At 45.4% G+C, this 22119-nt stretch carries 18 protein-coding genes; 15 read left to right on the forward strand and 3 right to left on the reverse strand.

Annotation, left to right across the window (positions count from 1 at the left end; all coding sequences use genetic code 11):
• Positions 1-452 precede the first annotated feature (452 nt).
• From V1L65_RS18585 to V1L65_RS18615, 7 genes are all read left to right on the forward strand, one after another.
• Positions 453-977, forward strand: coding sequence for an RNA polymerase sigma factor (locus V1L65_RS18585; protein ID WP_331700727.1), 525 nt, complete (start codon positions 453-455; stop codon positions 975-977).
• Positions 961-1746 (forward strand): hypothetical protein, encoded by a 786-nt coding sequence (locus V1L65_RS18590; protein WP_331700728.1) that lies wholly within the window; start codon positions 961-963, stop codon positions 1744-1746. The genes V1L65_RS18585 and V1L65_RS18590 overlap by 17 nt, the downstream gene beginning before the upstream one ends.
• 486 nt (positions 1747-2232) lie before the next feature.
• Complete coding sequence (locus V1L65_RS18595) at positions 2233-3615, forward strand: hypothetical protein (protein ID WP_331700729.1); 1383 nt, start codon at positions 2233-2235, stop codon at positions 3613-3615.
• Positions 3616-3642: 27 nt separating this feature from the next.
• A complete protein-coding gene (locus tag V1L65_RS18600; RefSeq protein WP_331700730.1) occupies positions 3643-5547 on the forward strand; it encodes an LPXTG cell wall anchor domain-containing protein in 1905 nt (634 codons plus the stop codon).
• Positions 5548-5553: 6 nt separating this feature from the next.
• A complete protein-coding gene (locus V1L65_RS18605; RefSeq protein ID WP_331700731.1) occupies positions 5554-5922 on the forward strand; it encodes an aspartyl-phosphate phosphatase Spo0E family protein in 369 nt (122 codons plus the stop codon).
• Between the two features lie 76 nt (positions 5923-5998).
• Positions 5999-6670: a class D sortase gene (locus V1L65_RS18610; protein WP_331700732.1), complete on the forward strand. Its 672-nt coding sequence runs from the start codon at positions 5999-6001 to the stop codon at positions 6668-6670.
• Positions 6671-6973: 303 nt separating this feature from the next.
• Complete coding sequence (locus V1L65_RS18615; RefSeq protein WP_331700733.1) at positions 6974-9403, forward strand: hypothetical protein; 2430 nt, start codon at positions 6974-6976, stop codon at positions 9401-9403.
• A 65-nt stretch (positions 9404-9468) separates the two neighbouring features.
• Here V1L65_RS18615 and V1L65_RS18620 read toward each other — a convergent pair whose 3' ends face one another.
• Together V1L65_RS18620 and V1L65_RS18625 are read right to left on the reverse strand one after the other, a co-directional pair.
• Entirely contained in the window at positions 9469-10137 is a 669-nt protein-coding gene (locus V1L65_RS18620; RefSeq protein WP_331700734.1) for a PspA/IM30 family protein, read from the reverse strand.
• A 29-nt stretch (positions 10138-10166) separates the two neighbouring features.
• Entirely contained in the window at positions 10167-10388 is a 222-nt protein-coding gene (locus V1L65_RS18625) for a PspC domain-containing protein (RefSeq protein ID WP_331700735.1), read from the reverse strand.
• A 230-nt stretch (positions 10389-10618) separates the two neighbouring features.
• On the opposite strand from V1L65_RS18625, the gene V1L65_RS18630 reads away from it, so the two are divergent.
• Together V1L65_RS18630 and splB are read left to right on the forward strand one after the other, a co-directional pair.
• A complete protein-coding gene (locus tag V1L65_RS18630) occupies positions 10619-10882 on the forward strand; it encodes a transcriptional regulator SplA domain-containing protein (protein ID WP_331700736.1) in 264 nt (87 codons plus the stop codon).
• Positions 10879-11907, forward strand: a complete 1029-nt coding sequence (splB, locus tag V1L65_RS18635) for a spore photoproduct lyase (protein WP_331700737.1) — start codon at positions 10879-10881, stop codon at positions 11905-11907. Before V1L65_RS18630 ends, splB begins: the two co-directional genes overlap by 4 nt.
• A 138-nt stretch (positions 11908-12045) precedes the next feature.
• Here splB and V1L65_RS18640 read toward each other — a convergent pair whose 3' ends face one another.
• Positions 12046-12525: a DUF4362 domain-containing protein gene (locus V1L65_RS18640; RefSeq protein WP_331700738.1), complete on the reverse strand. Its 480-nt coding sequence runs from the start codon at positions 12523-12525 to the stop codon at positions 12046-12048.
• 223 nt (positions 12526-12748) lie between these two features.
• On the opposite strand from V1L65_RS18640, the gene V1L65_RS18645 reads away from it, so the two are divergent.
• From V1L65_RS18645 to V1L65_RS18670, 6 genes are all read left to right on the forward strand, one after another.
• Entirely contained in the window at positions 12749-15064 is a 2316-nt protein-coding gene (locus tag V1L65_RS18645; RefSeq protein ID WP_331700739.1) for a DUF2339 domain-containing protein, read from the forward strand.
• 117 nt (positions 15065-15181) lie between these two features.
• A complete protein-coding gene (locus V1L65_RS18650; RefSeq protein WP_331700740.1) occupies positions 15182-15493 on the forward strand; it encodes a YbjQ family protein in 312 nt (103 codons plus the stop codon).
• 752 nt (positions 15494-16245) lie between these two features.
• Positions 16246-17187, forward strand: a complete 942-nt coding sequence (locus V1L65_RS18655; RefSeq protein WP_331700741.1) for a DUF2167 domain-containing protein — start codon at positions 16246-16248, stop codon at positions 17185-17187.
• Between the two features lie 220 nt (positions 17188-17407).
• The gene (locus V1L65_RS18660) at positions 17408-18304 is read left to right on the forward strand and encodes an aldo/keto reductase (RefSeq protein ID WP_331700742.1); all 897 of its coding nucleotides are present in this window, start codon (positions 17408-17410) and stop codon (positions 18302-18304) included.
• A 117-nt stretch (positions 18305-18421) separates the two neighbouring features.
• A complete protein-coding gene (locus tag V1L65_RS18665) occupies positions 18422-19447 on the forward strand; it encodes a DUF4432 family protein (RefSeq protein WP_331700743.1) in 1026 nt (341 codons plus the stop codon).
• A gap of 279 nt (positions 19448-19726) precedes the next feature.
• The gene (locus V1L65_RS18670; protein WP_331700744.1) at positions 19727-22114 is read left to right on the forward strand and encodes a response regulator; all 2388 of its coding nucleotides are present in this window, start codon (positions 19727-19729) and stop codon (positions 22112-22114) included.
• Positions 22115-22119 lie beyond the last annotated feature (5 nt).

Raw genomic sequence — 22119 nt, forward strand, 5'->3', positions numbered from 1 at the left:
CGTTCCGTTATTGAGACATAATTCGCAGAAAAAGCCTCATTTAGAGCCGGATAGCGGAACGTGTGTCCGCGAAAATTGGAAAATGGCGGTTTTAAGGCAAATAACGGAACGTGTGACCATCTAGATTCTTTTGGGCAAACGTAGGTAAGCTAGGAAGCGCCAAAATACACAATGTTCGAAAATTCACAGATAGAATAAATAACGTCCATACTTATAGGAACAGGAAGCCCATAATCTACATGATTATGGGCTTTGTTTCATATAAGAGATGATATAAGTTTTTCTCTTATACTTGTTATTATTTTTCATCGGTAAACGCGCCGTCCATAGGACGGCGATAGACGTTTATCCTTAGTATTTTGACGGGGAAGCCGTTTCTTTTTATCTGCAGCAAACTTTATTGAGTTATGAAGGGTAATACTTATAGAACAGCATGAAAGAGGTGAGTGGGGTTGGAGCAGGAAACTCTCAGTCGAATACTACAAGGTGATCGGGAAGCATTCCGAAGTCTTTATGACGAATACTTCGACTACGCGCTTCGTACGGCGAAGCTGGTGACGAAGAATGGGGAGTGGGCAAAGGACGCCGTGCAGGAAACTTTCCTGCGTGTCTACCGGAATATATGGCAATATGACAGCGGGAAGCCGTTTAAGCCCTGGTTCTACTGTATTCTTCTAAGAGAGTGCTATCGGGTGATGGAACGAGAGAAGAAGGTTATGCCATTCGGGGAACAGCTTGAGCGTATCGCGGTGGAGCAGAAGCTGCCGGATGTGAGGCTGGATATTTACGACGCTTTGCAGTCGCTGCACGATATGTACAGAATCCCGCTGATTTTAAAATATTTGCACGACTATAGTGAGAGGGAAATCGCAGACATTTTGGAGCTGAATGTCAATACGTTGAAATCCAGATTGTTTAAGGGCCGCGAAAAGATAAGAAAATGCCTGGGGGGAAATTCATATGGATCGAAAGCTTAAAGAACAATTAATCGAAAAAACTAATGCAGACGACGGGGTGAAGGAAGACATTTGGGCACGCCTAGAATCGCAATTGGATAGTCAGGCATCGCAAGAGTATTATGCCAATCGGGCCACAGAGGCGGCTGCAGCAACTACGAATAGCAAAGGAAGAAGTAAAACTATGAAAATGATTAAAGTAACGACGGGTATTGCCGCTGCTGCTGTAGCCATAACCGCATTTCTATCTTTACCAGCAGGTACGGCGCTGATGAAAAGTATGCAATCCTGGTTTGAACCGGAGAAAAAAATTGAAATCTCAGTAGAAGGCGAGAAGGAAGAAACCAATGGCCAGGTTCACGTCGATAAGGAAAGCCGTTACGCGATTTACTATGACAAGGATCGTTATAAACTCGTTCAAGAGAATGGCAAAGATACAATTACAACTATCGATCCGCTGCCAGATCCATATCCGCAAGTATCGCTAACGATTGAGCAGGAAGTAGATAAGCTGCCTGAAGATCTGGCAAAAGAAATTGCTGCGAAGCTCGCCGATCAGTTCCTGGAGGTGCGCGACGTTGAGCCGGTAACGGAGCCGGTGAATGGATATCTGATCCATGCGATTAACGGTCATGACCGTCTCAGTGAGGTCGTATCCGTCTATGTGACGAGCAACGAGCAGCAAGGCAGTTTTATTTTGACGTCGAGCTACTTCCTGGAAGCGGCCGAAGGCCATGGCTCCCGGTTTAGACAAACGCTGGAGCAGTTCGAGATACTGAAAAATGACTAAAATTGAATGAGGTATCCCTTCATAGTGGATAACTATTAATTAGCAATAAGAAAGGGGAGCGGTGAGCAAGATTGGGAATGGAGAAGTGGCAGCATCCCCCTTTGTAGGCCGATTTTATCCTTTACAGTGGATAGCTGATGAAAAAATTGGACTACAACAGCGGTCGGAATCCCAAACTTGATCGTAGTAGCCTCCCTTTTCATTGCTTCTTGCCCTATTCACAACAAATCGACAGCTTCGATATTTTTATAATTCTTCTGCAAACAGGACCTGTCTAAAGAACGGTTAAGTCATTTATTTTTGTGACCTGGGCATTAATTTAGGCATTTTTCGACATTTTTTTCACTATTTCACCTCTGAATAAACCATTTTGCACATGTCTATATTTTCTCCAGTTGTGTCTTTCTTCCGATGACAGTAATTCGTCATTTTTCTATAATATTCGATATATCCCAAGGTTGTTGAAAACTGGAAGGGGGTGAATGAATGAACACATGGATAAAGTGTTTGTGTGCCTTCTTGCTTGCTGCTAGTGTGTCCTGCGTTTTCCAGGAAACAATTGATGCGCGTGGCCTATTGGGTTTATTATCAGGAAACAAAGAAAGCGCGGAAGAAGAGGCATCTGGAAGTTCCGGCTTGTTTCAAATTGTCGACGGGTTAACGGATGTGGTAGATAAAACTGTTTCGGAAACCGTCAATGTTGTCAATTCTGCAACGTCGGAGGGAAAACTGTTGTCTCCGTTTGGATTAGGCGGGACTACGGAGCATCTGACTGAAGTCGTCAAGTCGACGGTGAACACGGTGACAGAGACGACCTCTACCGTCACAAGGGAAGTCGAAAATGTAACTAATGAAGTCAGTACTGTTTTAACTGCTGAAAGAGATTTATTGTCGGGACAAGGTGTCACACAGCTTGTACAGGACGTTGCTGGCACGGTGGATTCGACTGTAAGCGCTGTTGTGAAGACAGTCGAGACAGCTGCAGGCGGTACTGAAGGTATTGTTAAAAATGTCGAAGCTACCGTTGTTTCTACTAAACCGTTATTGCCTATTCCTGAGCTTGTCGATGGTGTAGGGCAAATTGTAGGGGGTGTAGGCGAAACGGTCGGCCATACAGGCGATCTTGTAACCAGTGTCGGTGATTTGGTAAGTGGACTGATTGGAGCCGGACAGAATGAAAACAAACCTGTTGACTCTGAGGTTGACTCTGAAGTTGATTCTGAAAAAGAGAAGCCGGATACATCTCCTTCTGACGAGAATGGGAAAAGTTCGAATGAGAATACGGAAGGTTCCTATCCTCGTGAAGAGACCAGCCATTCTGAAAAAACTGGCTTCACAGAGAAACTAGAAGAGGATAGAACCTCCGGGAACATTGGAAATTCAGTAAAGTTGTCTCTTTCGCCCGATGATAGTGAACAAACTCATTATGCGGAACAATCTGTAGCTCAGCGAGAAGATTCAACAACTGAAGCAGTTGACCATGACGGCGATGCTTGGCTATTCGATCAATTGGATACTGCTGCAGACAAAGGGTTAAGGCAAGCAGCTGATGGCGAAGATATTCAATCCAAGCCAGACCAATCGAATCAGTTACCATCGCAACATCCGCTTCAAAAAGAAGATAAGGGAACCGATCCTTTTACGCTAGCTATTATTTTTGCCAAGCCAGCGCCTAAAAATGGAACGGGTTCTGGCAGTGGAAACTCGTCATCAGCAGGCGGAGTGGATATGATTCTTGGTGAAAGCGTTTCCGAGAAAGAGGCTGGAAGAAGAAACATAGCAAAAGATACGAGACAACTCATTACCAAGTGGGCCAATGAACCGCCAACAGAGCCGCCTCAGCATTTCCTTTTCTCTATATTTGCATAAAAAATGAGAAAAGGAAGTGTAACGAATATGAAAAAAAGTATTTCTTTCGGCATTGTTCTAATGGGGTTGATGATTGGTTTTTTAATGACACTAGGAAATAGCAAGGCACATGCGGCATTGCTTCCATTAAATCTTGACGAGGTTATTGAGGAGCAAGCTGGCGGCTTGTTGAACATCGGTTCCTTGCTTGAGCATACCAATGACGCTAAACTGCTCGATTTGAAGGTAGACGTTAATCTGGATGCACTTCTGCCAACAGTGGAGTCAGGTACTGACTTTCTGCTGGACGTTGATCTGAATGTGTTGTCATCAGAAAAGAAAGCGGACAAAGACAGGAGCTCCTTGCTGGATGTAAATCTGGGCGAGCTGTCCCCGACAGATAATGGCAGTACAGAAAAGGGAACCTTATTGGATGTGGACCTGGATGTGTTGTCACACAAAGGAAGAGAAAGCCAAGGTACGGAAGCTTTACTGGATGTAAACCTAGACATCCTGTCTCCATCAGATAAAGGCAGCGCAGGCACTGGCTCCCTATTGGATGTCGATTTGGACGTGTTGTCCCCAGATAAGAAGGGGACTCAAGACAAGGGCTCCTTGCTGGATGTGAACCTGGATATCCTGTCTCCGTCAAATAAAGGCAGCGCAAGCAGTGGCTCCCTATTGGATGTCGATTTGGATGTGTTGTCCCCAGATAAGAAGGGGACTCAAGACAAGGGCTCCTTGCTGGATGTGAACCTGGATATCCTGTCTCCGTCAAATAAAGGCAGCGCAGACACTGGCTCCCTGTTGGACGTAGATTTGGACGTGTTGTCCCCAGATAAGAAGGAGACCCAAGACAAAGACTCCTTGGTTGGTATAAACCTGGATATCTTGTCCCCGTCAGATAAAGGCAGCGCAAGCAGTGGCTCCCTGTTGGACGTAGATTTGGACGTGTTGTCCCCAGATAAGAAGGGGACTCAAGACAAGGGCTCCTTGCTGGATGTAAACCTGGATATCTTGTCCCCATCAGATAAAGGCAGCGCAGGCACTGGCTCCCTATTGGATGTCAATGTGGACGTGTTGTCCCCAGGAAAAGGCAGTCAGGGGAGCGGTTCTTTAGTGGACCTGGATGTGAATGCTGGTCTGGATGGCTTGCTGCCAAATGTCGAAAGCTTGCTTCCGGGTTTGGGCAGTACGGTAGAAACGGTTTTGGATTCGGTTGACGCGGTTCTGCCGATTTCAACCTCAAATCTGTTGGATACTGTGGACCATATTATCGGCGGTGTTGCCGGCTCAGCTTGTCTTGATCCGATTTTGACGCTTCAATTGCAAACGGATAGCGACTGCTCAGATAACGGCGCAATTATTCCAGAAGAGGGCAATGGTAACACTGGCGGAGGCGGAAACACTGGCGGAGGCGGAAACCCTGGCGGAGACGGAAACACTGGTGGAGGCGGAAACCCTGACGGAGACGGAAACACTGGCGGAGGCGGAAACCCTGACGGAGACGGAAGCACTGGCGGAGACGGAAACACTGGCGGAGGAGGAAACCCTGACGGAGACGGAAACTCTGGTGGAGGCGGAAAACCCGGCGGAAGCAGTAACTCTGGCGGTACAGGCAGTGCGGATGATAACAATATCATCGGGGGAGATGACAGCACAAATAACTCCGGCAAAGATGATGAGCATGCCAGCAGCGGCGCCATAGGCAATGATGGAGGCGCAAGCGGCCGCGATGGCGGAACGGGCGGCAAAACAACTGGCATTAACGATTCAGGTCAATCGACCAAAAATGCAAAGCCGGAAAAAAGCTCCTGGCAAGCTAGCTACTCTGACAAGCACGGGCTAGCTGTTCTGCCTAAAACCGGCGGTTTGCTGGATAGCAGCGTGCTTCTCATTGGAGCAATGCTGCTTATGGCTGCCGGGTTGTTAGTCAGAAGAAGAAGAGCATGATGCCATATGACAAAAATCGAGACATTGCGCAGCGAGTTGGCGGAGCTGATTCAACAGCGGGGCTTGCAGGATTCCCTAGTTATAAAAAAATCACAGCAATTGGACAATCTTATCGTGCTTTATATGAAAGAAATACCGCAAAGAAAGGCAGCGTCTGCACCGCTGAAGCGTTTGAACAGGATCAAAATGAATTATATCAGCCGCATTGAAAATTCTTTGAAGAAGGAGCTGGAACATAATTTTGAGCGAGCCGAACAGCTGAGCAAGGACGTCGAGGAGCTCACCAAGCACTATCATTTGTTTGATCCTGTTGTAATGGAGAAATCCCGTGAACTGGACCAATTGATCATGAGCAGCATTAAATTAAAAAAATAAAGCCTAACAGCAGCAAATGATCGATCCTTTTGGAGCAGACTGTGGAAGGACACTGTCCTTCCCTTTCTATTGGAGGATGATGATGAAAGTTTTGGGCAATTTGATGATCATTTTCGGTGTAGGAGTTATCATTTATCTTATGGCGGGACAGTATATACAGGAAGCGAAAACCGCGAGGCTTGTGGAGGAATTCGTACAGCTGCCCTTTGAAGAGCTGAATGAGGCTTTGCCAGATGCCATTGAGATTGCAGAATTGGCAGAGGCTTCCCCAGTTTATGAGATTGGCGACGTGCTGGCTATTTTGGAAATCCCTAAAATCGATTTAGCAGTCCCTATCGTGCACGGTGCAGGCACCGAGCAGTTGTCCGCTGCAGTCGGCCATCTTGCTGAAAGCGGAGATTTAGGTGAGACAGGCGCTAATTTTGCAATTGCAGGGCACCGGTCGGCGACATTTGGTCAATTTTTTAATCGCTTGGATGAATTGGAGCCAGGTGACGGTTTTATCGTCAGAACGCCTACAGAAACGTATTCGTACGCTATTGTCAACAAAACAGTTGTCATGCCAACGGATGTACAGGTCATCGATCCTGTTGAAAGCAAATCGCTTGTAACATTAATTACATGTCATCCTTTCCGTTCCAATAAGAAAAGACTTATCGTTGGAGCAGAATTGGTTGAGCATAAGCCCGGGGACGCCGCTGCGTCCGCCGGGCTTTCCCAATTAAATATAGGAAAGCATAAGTTTTAACCTTCTGGTTGTATCTATATTTCATCGGTAAATGTGCCTGTCCAAAGGACGGCAGAGCCGTTTATCCTTGACGCGTGAATGTCGCTCAATAAAGAATTCGTCTAGTTTTGTTTGCAAAGCTGACTATAATGCATATATGCTAGATACATAGAAGAATAACGATGATAAGCTTTCAAAAAAAGCAGCGATAAGTCTGGTAGTGACACGCTGTACAAGTCTATTACATGAAACAATTCCCAGCTGCATAGCGTTTATAAGTTATAGTTGAATTCAATGTTAATAACCGTTTAAGGGAGGATTATGATGGGAATTAAGCGAAAGTGGATGCTGCTCAGCGCGATTATCATCATCGGCTTGCTTGGAGCTGGAGTCTGGTATTATATGCACTTGCAAAGAGCTGCCGCTCCTGAAGAGGAAACTCCCTTACAGACAATAGAGATTTGGGAGCAAGTAAATCAGCGGTTTGCTACCGGAACGACGGAGCAATTGGTGTTATGGAGAAAGGATAGCCAGGAGTTATATGTCCAGCATAATCAGCTCTATTACTCGCCTGGGAAGGAAGAAGCCCCTGTGCTGCTGCAGCAGTGGGCGAGCTCGCTGCCTGCCCAAGCCTTCGTCAATGGCAATTACTTGCTGATCGGCGCTCAAACGCGTACCGCAAGCGCAAGCCAGACGGAGCCGGCTGGTCTATGGCTTGCCATTGAGCTGGCAGAGAAGCCAAAAGTAGTGGAAAAGGGAGAGCAATTTTTCGGACCGAATGAAATCGTAGCGTCTGCTTTCACGCAGTCTGCCAATTTGTTTAGCTTCACTATGAAATTACAAAACAGTTTAACTCAGCGTATATATGATCCAGCTAACAATCGTTGGCATCAAGTGTCTGACAAGCCGATTCCAGGTGAAGAGTTAGCCTTATTTGAAAAAGATAATGCGGTCCATTATTTACAGCAGCAAGAAAGCTACGAGCTTTCCGAGGATGAGACGATGGATGTTTTTGACGACAGTGGAAGCAGCCTTGTCTATTTCAGCAATCCCAGCAAGGAGATGCTGAGATTTGACGGTTATGAGCTTTTAGTTGCGAGGCCTATCCATAAGCCGGATCAGACGTTGATGATTTTAGGGCATCTTCGCGATTCCGCCGGCAATGAAGCAGCTGTTTTTTTCGAGCGGGCAGATTTAGTGCTTCCTATTGACGAGCGGTTATGGCAAGGCAAATGGCTTGCGGTCGATCCATACAATTTTGTGCAAATTACGAGTGAAGCTATCGATGTACTGCAATATGAGGAAGGTTTTGCTTCAATAGACAATGAGCCAGTCTATAAGCAATTTCAGCTTGGTGCAGCTAAGCTGATAAGCGAAAACGGCTTGCTGGCCGAATTTGAAGTTGAAGGAAAAAAGCAGCTGCTGCATTTTTATGATCTTGTTCATACAGAAGCAGATACGCTGGATTCTATTTGGGCCGAATGGATGCAGGACCCGGATGTGCAGGCAGTAGACAATTCCGAATTGGACCCCGTATGGGAAAACCATATAATTGTAGAATGGAGCGGGGAGGAGCGAAATGCGAATGCCGAAGTGCCGCCTGCGCTGCAGCGTGCCGTTGATGAGCTGTATTCGGATTCGGATTATGTTTTTGCCAAAACATATAGATACTTGCAATCAACCTGGTATGTGCTTGTAGAGAAGGATTTTTATCAATATCAAAATAATAAGCTGACCAAGCTGGGTGAGTGGCCTGTTACCATTGAAGTAGCTATTGGCGAAGGGGCGAGCGGCTTTGGTGCAATGGATTTTGTTAAGCTGGAGCAGGGCTGGCTTGTAGCCGATACGAAGGCCAATCGTGTCATCAAGCTTGACCGCGATATGAAAATAGCAGCAGAGCTATCTGTGCCGGTGCCTTCCAAACTGATTGTTAAGCAAGGCAGCGTTCATATTGAATCGCTTCTTAATGAAATAGTAACTGATTTGGACCTGCTGATGATGGAGACAAACATGCAGGAATTTAAAGCAGTGACGGCTGTTGTCGACCAGGATTATTTAAAGCCAAGGCAGTGGTATAAGGATGAAGCCAGCGGACTGGTCTGGTACAGCTTTATGGGCCGCCTTTTTCAATATGACGAGCAGAATGAACAATTTAAGTCAGCCTTCTTGGGAATTAGCCGAAATGCGCATGCAAAAGCGCAAATTTTCCCTTACAAAGATACAATTGCGGTTATGCTGGATCATCGATTAGAGCTGTTTGACCGCGAAGGAAACTGGCTGGGCGATATTCAATTTCCGAGATCCGAGCCGGACGGCATTTATGATCGGACGCCTGAAGCAGAAAACAAAGCGATCATAGATGAGGCTGCAGGAAAAATATTTTTGGTGCAAGGCTATCGGATACTATCAATCGACTTGGAATTGAAACAGGCAACTAGCTTATTCAGGCAAAATTATGCCGAAATAGCAGATATGCAAATGCATGACGGAAAACTGTATTTGCTGCTTCATAATCATATTGAAGATCGTTATCATTATTCTAATCCGGTTGGTGATGAGTCGCAGCAAAGCTATTATTCTGAGCTTGTTCAAATCGATCCAGCTGATAAGCACATTGAGCGAGCTATCGCAGAGGGCTTTTATCGTCGCATAGTATGGCTGCAGCAAGAGATTGATGAGGTTGAGGAAGGAAATGAAGAACCGGCCCAAAGTTTTGAAAAAATAGTTTTTTTGAAGGCTGAGGAAGCTCGTTAGCAGGAATTTTAACGAAAACAGTCAGGGCATTTGTCCCTGACTGTTTCGTTTTTATATGAAGACATTTAGCCTTGTCCGTTTTGTTTTTGCATCAAGCGCTGAAGCTCTTCTTCTACTCGAGTATTACGCAGCTCCTGCTGATAGCTAGCCTCATGTTGGTTTGTGTATGCGGAATAAGGCTTCGCAATTGTTTGATGTGCTTCCCATTCCATAATTTTTTGTTCGATGCGGTCAAAGCCTTGAGATGCCGTACCGCCGTATAAGGAATGAGCTGCTGAATCATGCTGTTGTTTTTCTGTATGATTTATCCGAGTCATAAGTTCGCTTCGTCTTGACTGCAGGCGGGTACGCTCTTCTTTCATTTGCTCCAAATTTTGCTCCAGCTCAGTAACGGATTTTGCTGCCATTTCCTGCAATCTTGCAGTTTCCTCTGCCTGCTCTGCATAAAGAAGCTTGGCTTCCAGTGCTATGCGCGCATCTGTTTCGCGCCCTTCAGCAATAGCCTTTCCAGCCTTTTCTTCATAGAAGCTTGCTTGCTCATGTTGGTCCTGATATTTGCCGTGAAGCATGCGCTCCTGAACCTTTTGTGTCGAAATCGCATTTTCCAGGCCGGAAATTTGCTCATCCAAGTCTCTTAAATACTGATTCAGCATCATGCCTGGCTTTTCGATTTTGTCCAACACTTCATTTGCAGCGGCTTTTGTCATATCAACTACACGTTTTAGAATACCCATATTTCAATCTCTCCTTTTAAAATTATAATTTAGTAATGATATTGGTTGTGGTAAGAAAAATGATTGATTGGCGCTTTAGGGACTAGAATGGATGCGATAATGTAAATCAGCAGAACTGATCCAAAGCTGCAAACCGCCAATACCGCGAAAACAAGTCTAATGATGGTTGGATCAATTTGCAGCAGCTCGCCAATTCCTCCGCATAAGCCAGATAGTAGTTTATTTGTATGGGACCGGTATAATTTTTTCATATTGCATTATCCTTTCGCTTCGTATTCGATGTCTTAATTGTAAGCTGTAAGCTTAGTCTAAGTAACAGTCCGGAGACTGTTTGTTATACTGGCCTTTGGTAGGGGAGAGACTGGACGGATGGCTAGGCATAATGGCAATAGCGAAATGGTTTTGCTGTGAAAGACATAGTTTGACAGCTAATAGGGAATATTTAACCATTATCTATTCACTTTAAGGAGGCTGTTGAAATATGTCATTGGAGCATGCTGCACAATCTTATCAGCCAGGCGATATTGTATACGTGCTGTATCGCAATCCGCATGTTCAAAATGTTGCGAACGTGCAAGCTGCCGCTGTCGTCAGCAATCCTGGCAACCCAGGTGAGCTGGCTGTATTTTTGTATGATCAGTATTATCCGCTTACGGAAGAAATGGCTGTATTTTCTTCAGAACAGGAGGCTGAGCAAGCGTATCAAGAGAGCTTCGGCTTAAGCTGGGAAGGCGGCTTTGAATGAACGCTCCTTTTATGCCGCGGCTCGTTTATTTTGAGCCTGATGCATTAGAGTATCCGCTTGGAAAAGAGCTGCTGGACAAGTTTACGAAGCTTGGCTTAGAAATCAGATATACGACCTCGCATAATCAGATTCGCAATTTGCCAGGGGAGTCTTATTTGCAGCGCTATCGGATTGCTAAATCAACACTTGTAGTAGGCATCCGCAAAACTTTGAAATTTGATACTTCAAAGCCTTCGGCTGAATATGCCATTCCTTTCGCAACAGGCTGTATGGGGCATTGCCATTATTGCTACCTGCAAACGACAATGGGCAGCAAGCCGTATATTCGTACCTATGTGAATGTGGATGAAATTTTGGAGGCGGCAGATGCGTATATTGCAGAACGGGCGCCTGAGCTGACGCGCTTTGAGGCTTCTTGTACCTCTGATATTGTAGGAATTGATCATTTGACCCATACATTGAAGCGTGCTATAGAGCATTTTGGACAGTCGGAGTATGGAAAGCTGAGGTTTGTTACAAAGTTTCATCATGTCGATCATTTGCTTGATGCCAAGCATAATGGAAAGACTCGGTTTCGGTTCAGTGTCAATGCCGATTATGTCATTAAAAATTTCGAGCCTGGCACATCCTCGCTTGAGCAGCGTATTCAAGCGGCTGGCAAGGTTGCCAAAGCTGGTTATCCGCTAGGCTTTATAGTTGCTCCCATTTATTTGCACGAAGGCTGGGAAGCCGGTTATGAGCACATGTTCGAGCGACTGGATAATGAATTGGATAAGGATGCGCGCGAAGACATTACCTTTGAATTTATTCAGCATCGTTTTACTAAACCGGCCAAACGGATTATCGAGCAAAATTATCCGATGACGAAGCTGGAGCTGGATGAGGCCAAGCGGCGTTATAAATGGGGGAAGTACGGCATAGGCAAATATATTTATCAGAAGGAAGAAGAGGAACAGATTAAAGAACATCTTATGGCTAGCATGAATCGTTATTTTCCGCATGCTCGATTTGAATATTTTACGTAGGGGCAAGGGGAAGGCGTCCTTCCCCAGACTTCCAATGCACAGAAAAGTATATGCTTTCAGTTTAACTTTCGCAGGATCGTGATTTTGTAGGATGCAAATGAATCAGTAACTCGCCTGTCCAAAGGATGGCAGAGCCGTTTATTCTTGTTCAATTGGCAATTGATAAACGATGATGGAGTCTGGTTCTTTGTATCTCATTCCAATCGTTTCCTCACAGCCTTTCAGTATATACAGCTTTGAAACAACAACATTGCCTTCCAGCTGTTCTTCTATCGTTTCGATTGTGCTGCAGGCAGTCTTGTAGCGCAGGTCGTTTCTTTTTTTGTTCAGTTTACTTCGTGTAGACCAGGAATATTGAATTTTCCCGTCTTTGTATTCCAGCTTTCCGATATCTGGCTGTCCTTCTACAGTAAAGTTGACGACCGTAAGCTTGGCTTGCTGCCGGCTGGCGGCATGATCCACGAATTGATCAAGCTTTTCGACATGAAGCGGACCTCCAGGCCCTCCGATAACATCTCCGTTTTTGACTGCGTCTTTATAGGTATAACCGCTGCAGCCTGTTAGTAATGTAATAAGGGTAATAAGCAGCCCAATGAAAAGGATTAATAGTGTCTTCACATCATTTTCCTCTCATTCCTGTATTAGTTATTAAATAATAGCATACTAAAGGTACTGTATGATTGTGAAAAGGAATCATTTATTGCGGGACTTTAGTAGTGAATTAGCTTTTAAATTGCAATTTGCTGCCTAATCAAGCAAGAAACGCTTCATAAAGATTGGGAAAATAAGCTATAATATGGCGATGTGATTTAGGAGTACAGCTGCAGGAGGTGGATCAAAAGTGGATGATAATCAATTGAAGGATTTATTACTAAGATTAGAGCAAAAAATCAACTCTTTAGAGGATGAAATAAGCCAGCTGCGCAGCGCTCAGAATGCGCAAACTGCTGGAGCGCAGCAGCATACTCAGCAACATGAGGCCCAGGAGTCCGGCTCATCAGAAAGTCAAGAGCCGTCGCAGCCGTCCGCTCCATACGGCTATGGGCCGCAATCGGCGCAGGGCCATTCGCAGCCGTCCGCGCCATACGGCTATGGGCCGCAAGCAGCGGAAGGCCAGTCGCAGCCGTCCGCGCCATACGGCTATGGGCCGCAATCGGCGCAGGGCCAGTCGCAGCGATCCGCGCCATATGGCTATGGACCGCAATCGGCGCAGGGCCAGTCGCAGCGATCCGCGCCATACGGCTATGGGCCGCAATCGGCGCAGGGCCAGTCGCAGCCGTCTATGCCATACGGCTATGGGCCGCAATCGGCGCAGGGCCAATCGCAGCCGTCCGCGCCATACGGCTATGGGCCGCAATCGGCGCAGGGCCAGTCGCAGCCGTCCGCGCCATACGGCTATGGGCCGCAAGCAGCGCAAGGCCAGTCGCAGCCGTCCGCGCCGTATGGTCAAGCACCTCAACAGCCGCAGGGGAGCATGCCGCATCCAGGGCAAGCAACTGCCCAGCCGCCGATACAGCCTTACGGCTATCCGCCGCCGTACCGGCCAATAGATTCCAATGGCCGATATAAAGAGAATCAGAGCTTGGAGCATGTGCTGGCCAGAGTATGGTTGCCGCGCGTGTTCATAGTTGTTCTGCTGTTGGGTGTGCTGTGGGGTTTTCTTGCGATTGTTGTAAACGGACATTTGTCGCAAGAGGTGCGGTGTATACTCGGCGTTTTGCTGGGAGCTATTTTGTACGGAACTGGCGTGCAGCAGACGAAAAAGGATCGGGCCGGGCTCGGCAAAGTATTACTCGGTGGCTCGCTTGGCGTATTTATATTGTCCATATCGGCAGCTCATCTGCTTTATGATTTAATATCAGCCCCAGTCGCTATTATATTGTACATGGCGGTATTGGTGCTCATTACGTACACATCGCTTAAATGGCGTTCCCAGACCTTGCTGGTTTTGTCAACCTTGTCAGGCTATATGATACCGTTTTTGGTCGCGTACAACAGCTCGAGCGAGTATTTGTTTATTGGCTATCAGGTCGTATTTTCTATTTTCATGTTCCTGCTGGCGACACGTTATAACTATCAAGTCGCTTACTGGTTTTCATTTGGCCTGCTGCATTTCTCGTTTATATTGGCACTGGCCCTTGATTACACAGAAAACGAAGCGCTCCTTTTAACAGCATTAACGATTCAGCATCTTGTATTGCTCGTTCAGTTTATAAGGCGCAAGCAATCAAATGCCGAACAGCTTGCTATGCAGTTTGTTTCATTCCTGCTGCTGGCGATGTGGGCAAATTTGCTGTATAACGACAGCAACCTTTATCCGATTATGCTGGCTGCAGGAGCGCTCATTTATGGAGCGGCGGCGTACCATTTTATGAAAATCGCTTCCCAAGCCGCTGCTGATCATGAGCAGCAGTCCTTTCACCGCCATCGTGTAGATGTAAGCATGGTGATAGCGACAGCTGCAGTGTTCCTGTTTATTATGAATTGGAGCGGCATGGCCTATAGCAGCATAGCTGTATTTGCAGAAGGAGTATTGGCATTAATTTTAGGGGCAAAAATAAAATATACTCTACAAAAAATTACTGGCAGCATTTTAGCGATTATATCAGGCGTTTGGATTATAACGAACGCTCCTGTGAAAATTGTATCAACTGAAACATTGGGCTGGATTGTTCTGCTGGCGGGTATTGCGGTTATTTATGCTGCTTATTCCAAATGGATTTTTCCAAAGACGCAGCAATCAACAGAAGCTGATGGTGCGATCGGGCACGACAACAATAAGCTGTTATTATCAGCGCTGTTATGGCTGGAAGCGGCTCTAGGCCTTATTTTTGTATCAATAATCGTTAACCTTGCAACCAAAGGGATGGAAAGCGATATACGGCACTTTATTTTGTCGGGGGCTTGGTTGCTGTATGCTTTAGGCGCTATCGCTGTAGGTATGATTTTCAAGCTTTCAAAAGCTAGACTGACCGGCATGCTGTTTTTATTTGTCGTGTTGATGAAGGTTATTCTTATCGATGTACCCGATGTATCGCTTTCGATCAGAGCGATTATGTTTATCGTGCTGGGCGCAGTAGGAATAGCCGTATCAAGATTACTGTACGCGGGCAAGGAAGATGCCAGCAAGCAAGCCGAGGAAGAAACAAATATATAAACGGTGTTCAAGTTGCAGTTTCAGCTGGAAACCAAAGCATAGCTCTATTCGTAATACCGAGTGTCATTCACTTTACGTGTCTCCTCTTTGAAGGGACATCAAAATGGAGGAATTAAAATGATCGTTACAACAACCCCTATAATCGAAGGATATCCAATTAAACATTATGCAGGAATCGCAACAGGCGAAGTTATTATGGGTGCAAACGTAGTGAGAGATTTTTTGGCCTCTATTACGGATATAGTAGGCGGACGTTCAGGCGCTTATGAGAGCAAGCTTCAAGAGGCAAGAGATGCGGCATTTGCAGAGATGAAGGAGCAGGCTGCCAGAATGGGTGCCAATGCCATTGTCGGTATTGATATTGATTATGAAGTTGTTCGCGAAGGTATGCTGATGGTAGCGGTAAGCGGTACGGCCGTTATTATTTAACTAGGCGGCGAAGCCGTTTATCCTTGAAGTATAGGAAAGTATAAGTTTTCACTTTATAACTGTTCCTATACTTCACCGGTAAACGCGCCTCCTTCGTTCAAGCGAAGGACGGCGGAAACGTTTATCCTTGAAATATAGGGAAGTATCTGTTTTCATCTTATACTTCATCCTATATTCATCGAGAAACGGCACATCCTTAGACAAGGACGCGCAGCGTTTCTTCTTGGTTGCTGATGTAGTAATAAAGAAGCTGTTAAGCGGTCAAGCTGACTGAAGCGTTTGTACAGTTAGCTGATGCTTTGACAGCTTCTTTTTTTGTATCAACTTGTGGATAACTTTTCAAAATCAAGTCATCAGCATGCGTTTTTGAAGAAATTCGTGCACAACCTGTGAATACTTTTGTTGATTATGTGTATAACCTCGATTCATATGTTAGTAATGCTGTGAATAACTTTGTTGTCCGCTGAATGAGCTTTAATGCGTTTTCTTCGTACAGCAGGCATCGTACACAAGCTGATACTGGCAAGTTGAATCTTTTTGACTATGAAATTGCGGTTAATAGCCTACTATTAAATCTAAAAAAAACCAAATAACGGAATAATGAAATGTCAAATGGTAAAATAAAACAGTTCTTAGTACCCAGTTCCATAGATATGGAAATATGTTACTATACAACGAGTGTCATTATTTCCAATTGGAAATGAATGGAATTCAAAGAAAATATGTTAGTAACATTTGTCGGAGGTCATGGAATGCGTTACATGAAAATGATGGTTTGCACGGTATTAATATTTTTACTTACAACAGGCACAGTATTTGCAACAGCAGAAAGTAACCCGATTGAACCGAACTGGATTGAAGGGGGAACTACTGTTAATGTAGGAGATATTTCTACACTTGAACTGGATGAATCCCTTCTTTATCTGGATCGTGAAGATACGATGGACGTTCAGGAATATTTGGGAAATAACGTAATGGGTACAGAGATGGGAAGCGTTTTTCCTGTTAATGAGGAAGAAAGCTGGTTTGTTTTATTCGAGTACGAGGATGTAGGTTATATTTCCGATAAGGATAAAAACAAAATTAATGCCAAGAAGCTGCTAAAAAGCTACCAGGACGGCACTGATGCAAGCAATGAGACGCGTGCAGAAGAAGAAAGACTGTTCGTAAAGGGCTGGCATACAGAGCCTTACTATAATGAAGAGGATCGTACTTTGATCTGGGCTTTGCTAGCAGAAGATTTCTATGGCAACGCAATTATTAACTATAATGTGCGTATTCTTACTCGCGGCGGCTATGTGTCTGTGCTTCTCGTTACAGATGAGGCTACTCTTGATAGAGAGATAGCGACGCTAAATAAGCTGATTCTGCCAAAATACTCCATTACAGCAGGCTCTACCTATGAAGATTTTGATCCTAGCGTGGACAAGAAATCTGAAGTTGGCTTGACGGGGCTAATTTTGGGAGGAGCGGGACTGGTTGCTGCGAAGAAGGCAGGTCTTATTGGCGCAGCGCTAGTATTGCTTAAAAAGTTCTGGTTTGTGCTGCTGGCGGTTCCTCTGGCGATTTGGAGATGGATTAAGGGCAGATCAGGACGCAGACAGGAAGAGGAGCAGCAAGAGCAGTCATATGTAAATCCGTATGGAACAGATAACTCATCATCGGATCAAACGATTAATAATGACCCTAAATAATAAGGGAGCAATACTATAATTTGCTGAAAATGGAAGAAGATCGTCACCCGCCTCGATTGGCAGGGGCGATCTTTTTGTTTGTTGATAAGAGCGCGTAAAAGCCGCCGCCGAACGATTCATGGTATAGTTATAAAAAGGTATGTATTTAATCATATCTTCCATGACATATAATAGTAGTAAGGATGAATACTTTCTATTTTCAGATAAGGGAGCGATCGATATGCAATATAGAAGATTAGGAAAAACGGGTTTAAATGTATCCGTTATTGGCGTCGGCACTTGGCAGTTCGGCGGGGAATGGGGTGTCCAGTATGAGCAGTCAGAGGTCGATGCTATATTGGACAAGGCACATGAGCTGGGCATTAATTTAATCGATACGGCGGAATGCTATGGCGATCATTTGTCAGAAGCTTTTATCGGCAACTATTTGGCCAAACGTAAACGTGAAGATTGGATTGTAGCAACAAAGTTCGGCCATCATTTTCACGAGCGGTTTACACGTACGGATGTATTTGAGCCGGGTGATGTAGTGAAGCAGCTGGATGCCTCGCTTAAAGCGCTGCAGACAGAGTACATAGATTTATATCAATTCCATTCCGGTCCGGACCATGTATTCGATAATGATGAGCTATGGACGGTGCTGGATAAGCAGGTGCAGGCGGGAAAAATTCGTCACCTGGGCACCTCTATTGCTAAAAATGACAATGTGCATCAGACGGAAGCTTCCACACAAGTAGGCTCTAAAGTGATTCAAGTCGTATATAACCGATTGGACCGCAAGCCTGAGGAGGCAGTATTCCCATCCTGCCAGCGTCAGGATTTGGGTGTGCTGGCTAGGGTGCCGCTAGCGAGCGGCTACTTGAGCGGGAAGTACAAACCCGGTGCTACCTTTGATAAAACGGATGTGCGCCATCGCCATGATGCCGCTCTCGTACAGACGCGCTTGCAGGAGGTCGAGCGCATTTCGCGTGAGGAAGTGCCTGCCGGCGTAAACATGGCCAGCTGGGCATTGGCTTGGTGCCTCAAGCATGAAGCGGTAACGGCAGTTATTCCTGGCTGTAAAAACCCGCAGCAGGTGGAGGCGAATGCCAAAGCTGTAGAGCTGCTCCATTCATAATAGAAGCATCTGGAGCAAGCCATTTGGCAGATGGCTTGCTTCAGGTATTTTTGTATAGCCAAGCTGCAATCACAAGTAATCTATTCTATGACATAAGAGACAGGGGCATACGGCAGCATGCAAATATTCGGAGAGCAATGGACAAGGCAACAGGTCATTAATCGTGTAGGAGACATAAGCCAGCTATGCGGAGTGAAGGGCATTCATTTTATGGATGGGCTGGAGCATGGAACGAAGGGGCTGCATGCCTGGAATGCTGCTGGCTTGCAGTTTTATGCACTGCCTGATCGCGGCATGGATATCGGGGCTTTTTACTATAAGGGAATACCTCTGGCATGGATGAGCAAGTCGGGGTATGTTCATCCTGCGCATTTGCACAAAGGGGGCTGGCTTGCCGGATTTCATGGCGGCATGCTGGCGACCTGCGGATTGAACAATGTAGGCCGGGCATGCGAGGATGAGGAAGGACAGCATGAGATGCACGGACGGATAAGCAGATTGCCTGCTGCGGAGGTTAGTTACGGCGGAAGCTGGACTGGCGATAATTATTCGCTTGCCATAAGCGGCAAGGTTAATGATGCCAGCTCGCTAGGCGACCATATGCAGCTTCATCGCCGTATTGAAGTCCCGGCCGACCAGCCTGTTATTCGCATTTATGATCAAGTAACGAATCTTGGCGCAATGAAAATGCCATGCATGATTAAATATCATATGAACTTAGGCTTCCCGCTCGTACAGGACGATACGAGCATCGAAGTAGCCAACCGTCGCCGTTTGCTGCGAAACAGTACCGAGCTGATTGATCCGCGAGCTGATTATTTCCGTAATTCTGTAAATACTGATGTAGAGATGCTCTACCATGAATGCGAATACGAGCATGATCAGATGGGAGAAGTGACTGTACGTGCACCATATCCTATTAACAATGAACAGCTTGCTCTTAAAATTCGCTACAAGCATGATACCTTGCCTCATTTGTGGCAATGGAATAATGTAATGGACGGATTGTATGTAACGGCGATCGAGCCATCCAACTGTCTTGTTAAGCCGCGCTCCGAAGCACGCAGACAAGGGCTGGTCACCGAGCTGGAGCCAGGTGAAAGCATGGATTTTGCCGTAGAGGTTTCGATTGTAAATCATTAGTAAAAAGTGGTAACTATAGTCTAAGTCGAAAGCATACTGAAAAGGATAAAGTATGCTTTTTTGCATGCCATTACGTAACAGCTATGCTGTTAATAAGGTTCCTGATTTCGCAGAAAATGCCGAAAGTAGGACTTTGTTACTGAATTATTATAAATTCGGTAAGTATTTTATAGGAAAATCGACAATAATCGAGTATAATGAATGACTAGAATTCGGGAAATTTAGTTGCTTTTCATAGTCTTTTGGTCACTAATTGATAGAGATGAGGTGGAGACCTGCATGCAGCATATTCATGGCTCACATGATATGTTACTAGTTGTTTGCTCCTATATTGTTGCTGTTATAGCCTCTTATACCGTTATTAATTTGATAGGCCTTATTAAAAGCCGAACGGGGCTAAGCCGTCTGCTATGGATTGGCTTCGGGTCAGCGGCTATGGGGATGGGCATATGGTCGATGCATTTCGTAGGCATGCTGGCGTTTTCTCTTCCAGTTCCGGTTGCCTATGATGTTCTGATCGTAGTTTTATCTGTTATAGTAGCGATTATAGCTGCATTTATCGCTTTAGTGATAGTCAGCAAGCCGCACTTGTCGGCTTCCAGACTAGTTGCGGGAGGAATGGTGCTTGCAGCGGGCATCGTAGCTATGCACTATATAGGCATGGCTGCCATGGTTATTGATATTACATACAACCCATACTATGTAGCGCTGTCTATACTCATAGCAATCGTTGCTTCTATTACGGCCTTCTGGTTGCCCTTATATTTGCATCAAGACAAAGATACTTACGTTAATTTAAAAAAGCTGGGCAGTGGACTAATTATGGGACTGGCCATAATTGGCATGCATTATTCTGGCATGCTGGCTGCAACGTTTCATATGGGCGGTAAAATAGAAGCGTCCACAGGAGTTGTGCTGGACCAAAGCAGGCTGGCTTATTTTATTACAATCGTTACGATATTCACTTTGGGATTGTCACTAGTAGCCATATATATTTCAAGAAAAATGTATTATAAGGATTCAGAGATTGAACAGAAAAGTGCCGAAATACATGCGATGAATGAACAGCTGCGCGAGCTGAACGGCAACTTGGAGCGGCTTGTGCAAGAGCGCACTGCCCAGCTGGAGCAGGCTCACGACGAGGCTATACGCGCCAACCAAATCAAAAGCCAGTTTCTTGCTAATATGAGCCACGAGCTGAGGACGCCTCTAAATGCGATTATTGGCTACAGCGAGATGCTTATGGAGGAAGCGCAGGATTTGAATCAGCCGCTTTTTGTAGATGACCTGGGTAAAATCAAAAAGGCCGGGCATCATTTGCTGACATTAATTAATGATATTTTGGATATTTCAAAAATCGAAGCAGGAAAAATGGATATTCATATTGAGAGCTTTGAATTATCGCAGCTTATTTACGATGTGGCCGGCACGATGCAGCCGCTCGCTGATAAAAATAACAATGAGCTGCGTGTGTCTGCTGCACTTGGCGAATTGTCATCAGATATGACTAAGCTTAGGCAGGTTTTAATTAACTTATTAAGCAATGCCATTAAGTTTACAAATGGAGGCGTTATTAAATTAGATGTTGCAGCTCAAAGGCGCAACCAGAATGACGGATTTGTATTTCGAATCGAAGATTCAGGCATTGGCATGACTGAGGAACAAATGAGCCATTTATTCCAGCCCTTTGTTCAAGCAGATTCATCTACAACCCGGCAATATGGCGGAACGGGGCTCGGGCTTGCAATCAGCCGCAGCTTTATGAATATGCTGGGCGGAGATATTTCGGTTGAAAGCAAGCCAGGCGAAGGCAGCATATTCACTTGCTGGCTGCCGACTATTTGTACGAATCAAACCGAATTTCGAGCAATTGATGCTGACGGGACGCCATACACGGAATGGAAATCTAGTCAAAGTCCCAAAATTTTGCTTATTGATGATGAGCCTTTTAATTATGATTTATTAAAACGGTATGTCGAAAAGGAAAACTGGACGATTGCGTTTGCCAGCAATGGCCAAACAGGCTTGAAGCTGGCTAGAGAATTGAAGCCTCAGGTGATCTGTCTGGATATATTAATGCCGAGTATGGATGGCTGGCGCGTATTGGAATCTATTAAAAGCGATCCTGAGCTAAATCATATTCCCGTCATTATATGGTCCATGACAAATGATAAGCAGCTTGGATATGCGCTTGGCGCATCGGAATTTCTTGTAAAGCCTGTCAGCAGAGATGCGCTCGTTCATGTAATTGATAAGTATGTTACGAATCTGGCGGGCAAAGCTGTACTCGTAATCGAGGATGATGAACCAACGAGCGAGCTGATGGCCAGATTGCTGTTAAAGGAAGGTTATGAAGTTACCTGTGCGCGCAACGGCAAGCTTGCACTTGACTGTGTGGAGGAAGAAACGCCTGAACTGATACTGCTGGACTTGATGATGCCGGAAATGGATGGCTTTCAGTTTGTTGCCGAGCTGCGCAAGCATGACAAGTGGAGGCATATTCCCGTTGTAGTCGTAACAGCTAAAACGATAACAGCAGCAGATTTGTTAATGCTGGGCGGTTCAGTGAGCGGGATTGTAGAAAAGGGCTCTGTAGATTATACTGCGCTGCTTGCAAGAATAAATGATTTAATAGGTTCTGCCGATAATAATAATAGAGACGATTAGGAGAA

The organism is Paenibacillus sp. IITD108, from assembly GCF_036541265.1.
GTDB lineage: Bacteria > Bacillota > Bacilli > Paenibacillales > Paenibacillaceae > Pristimantibacillus.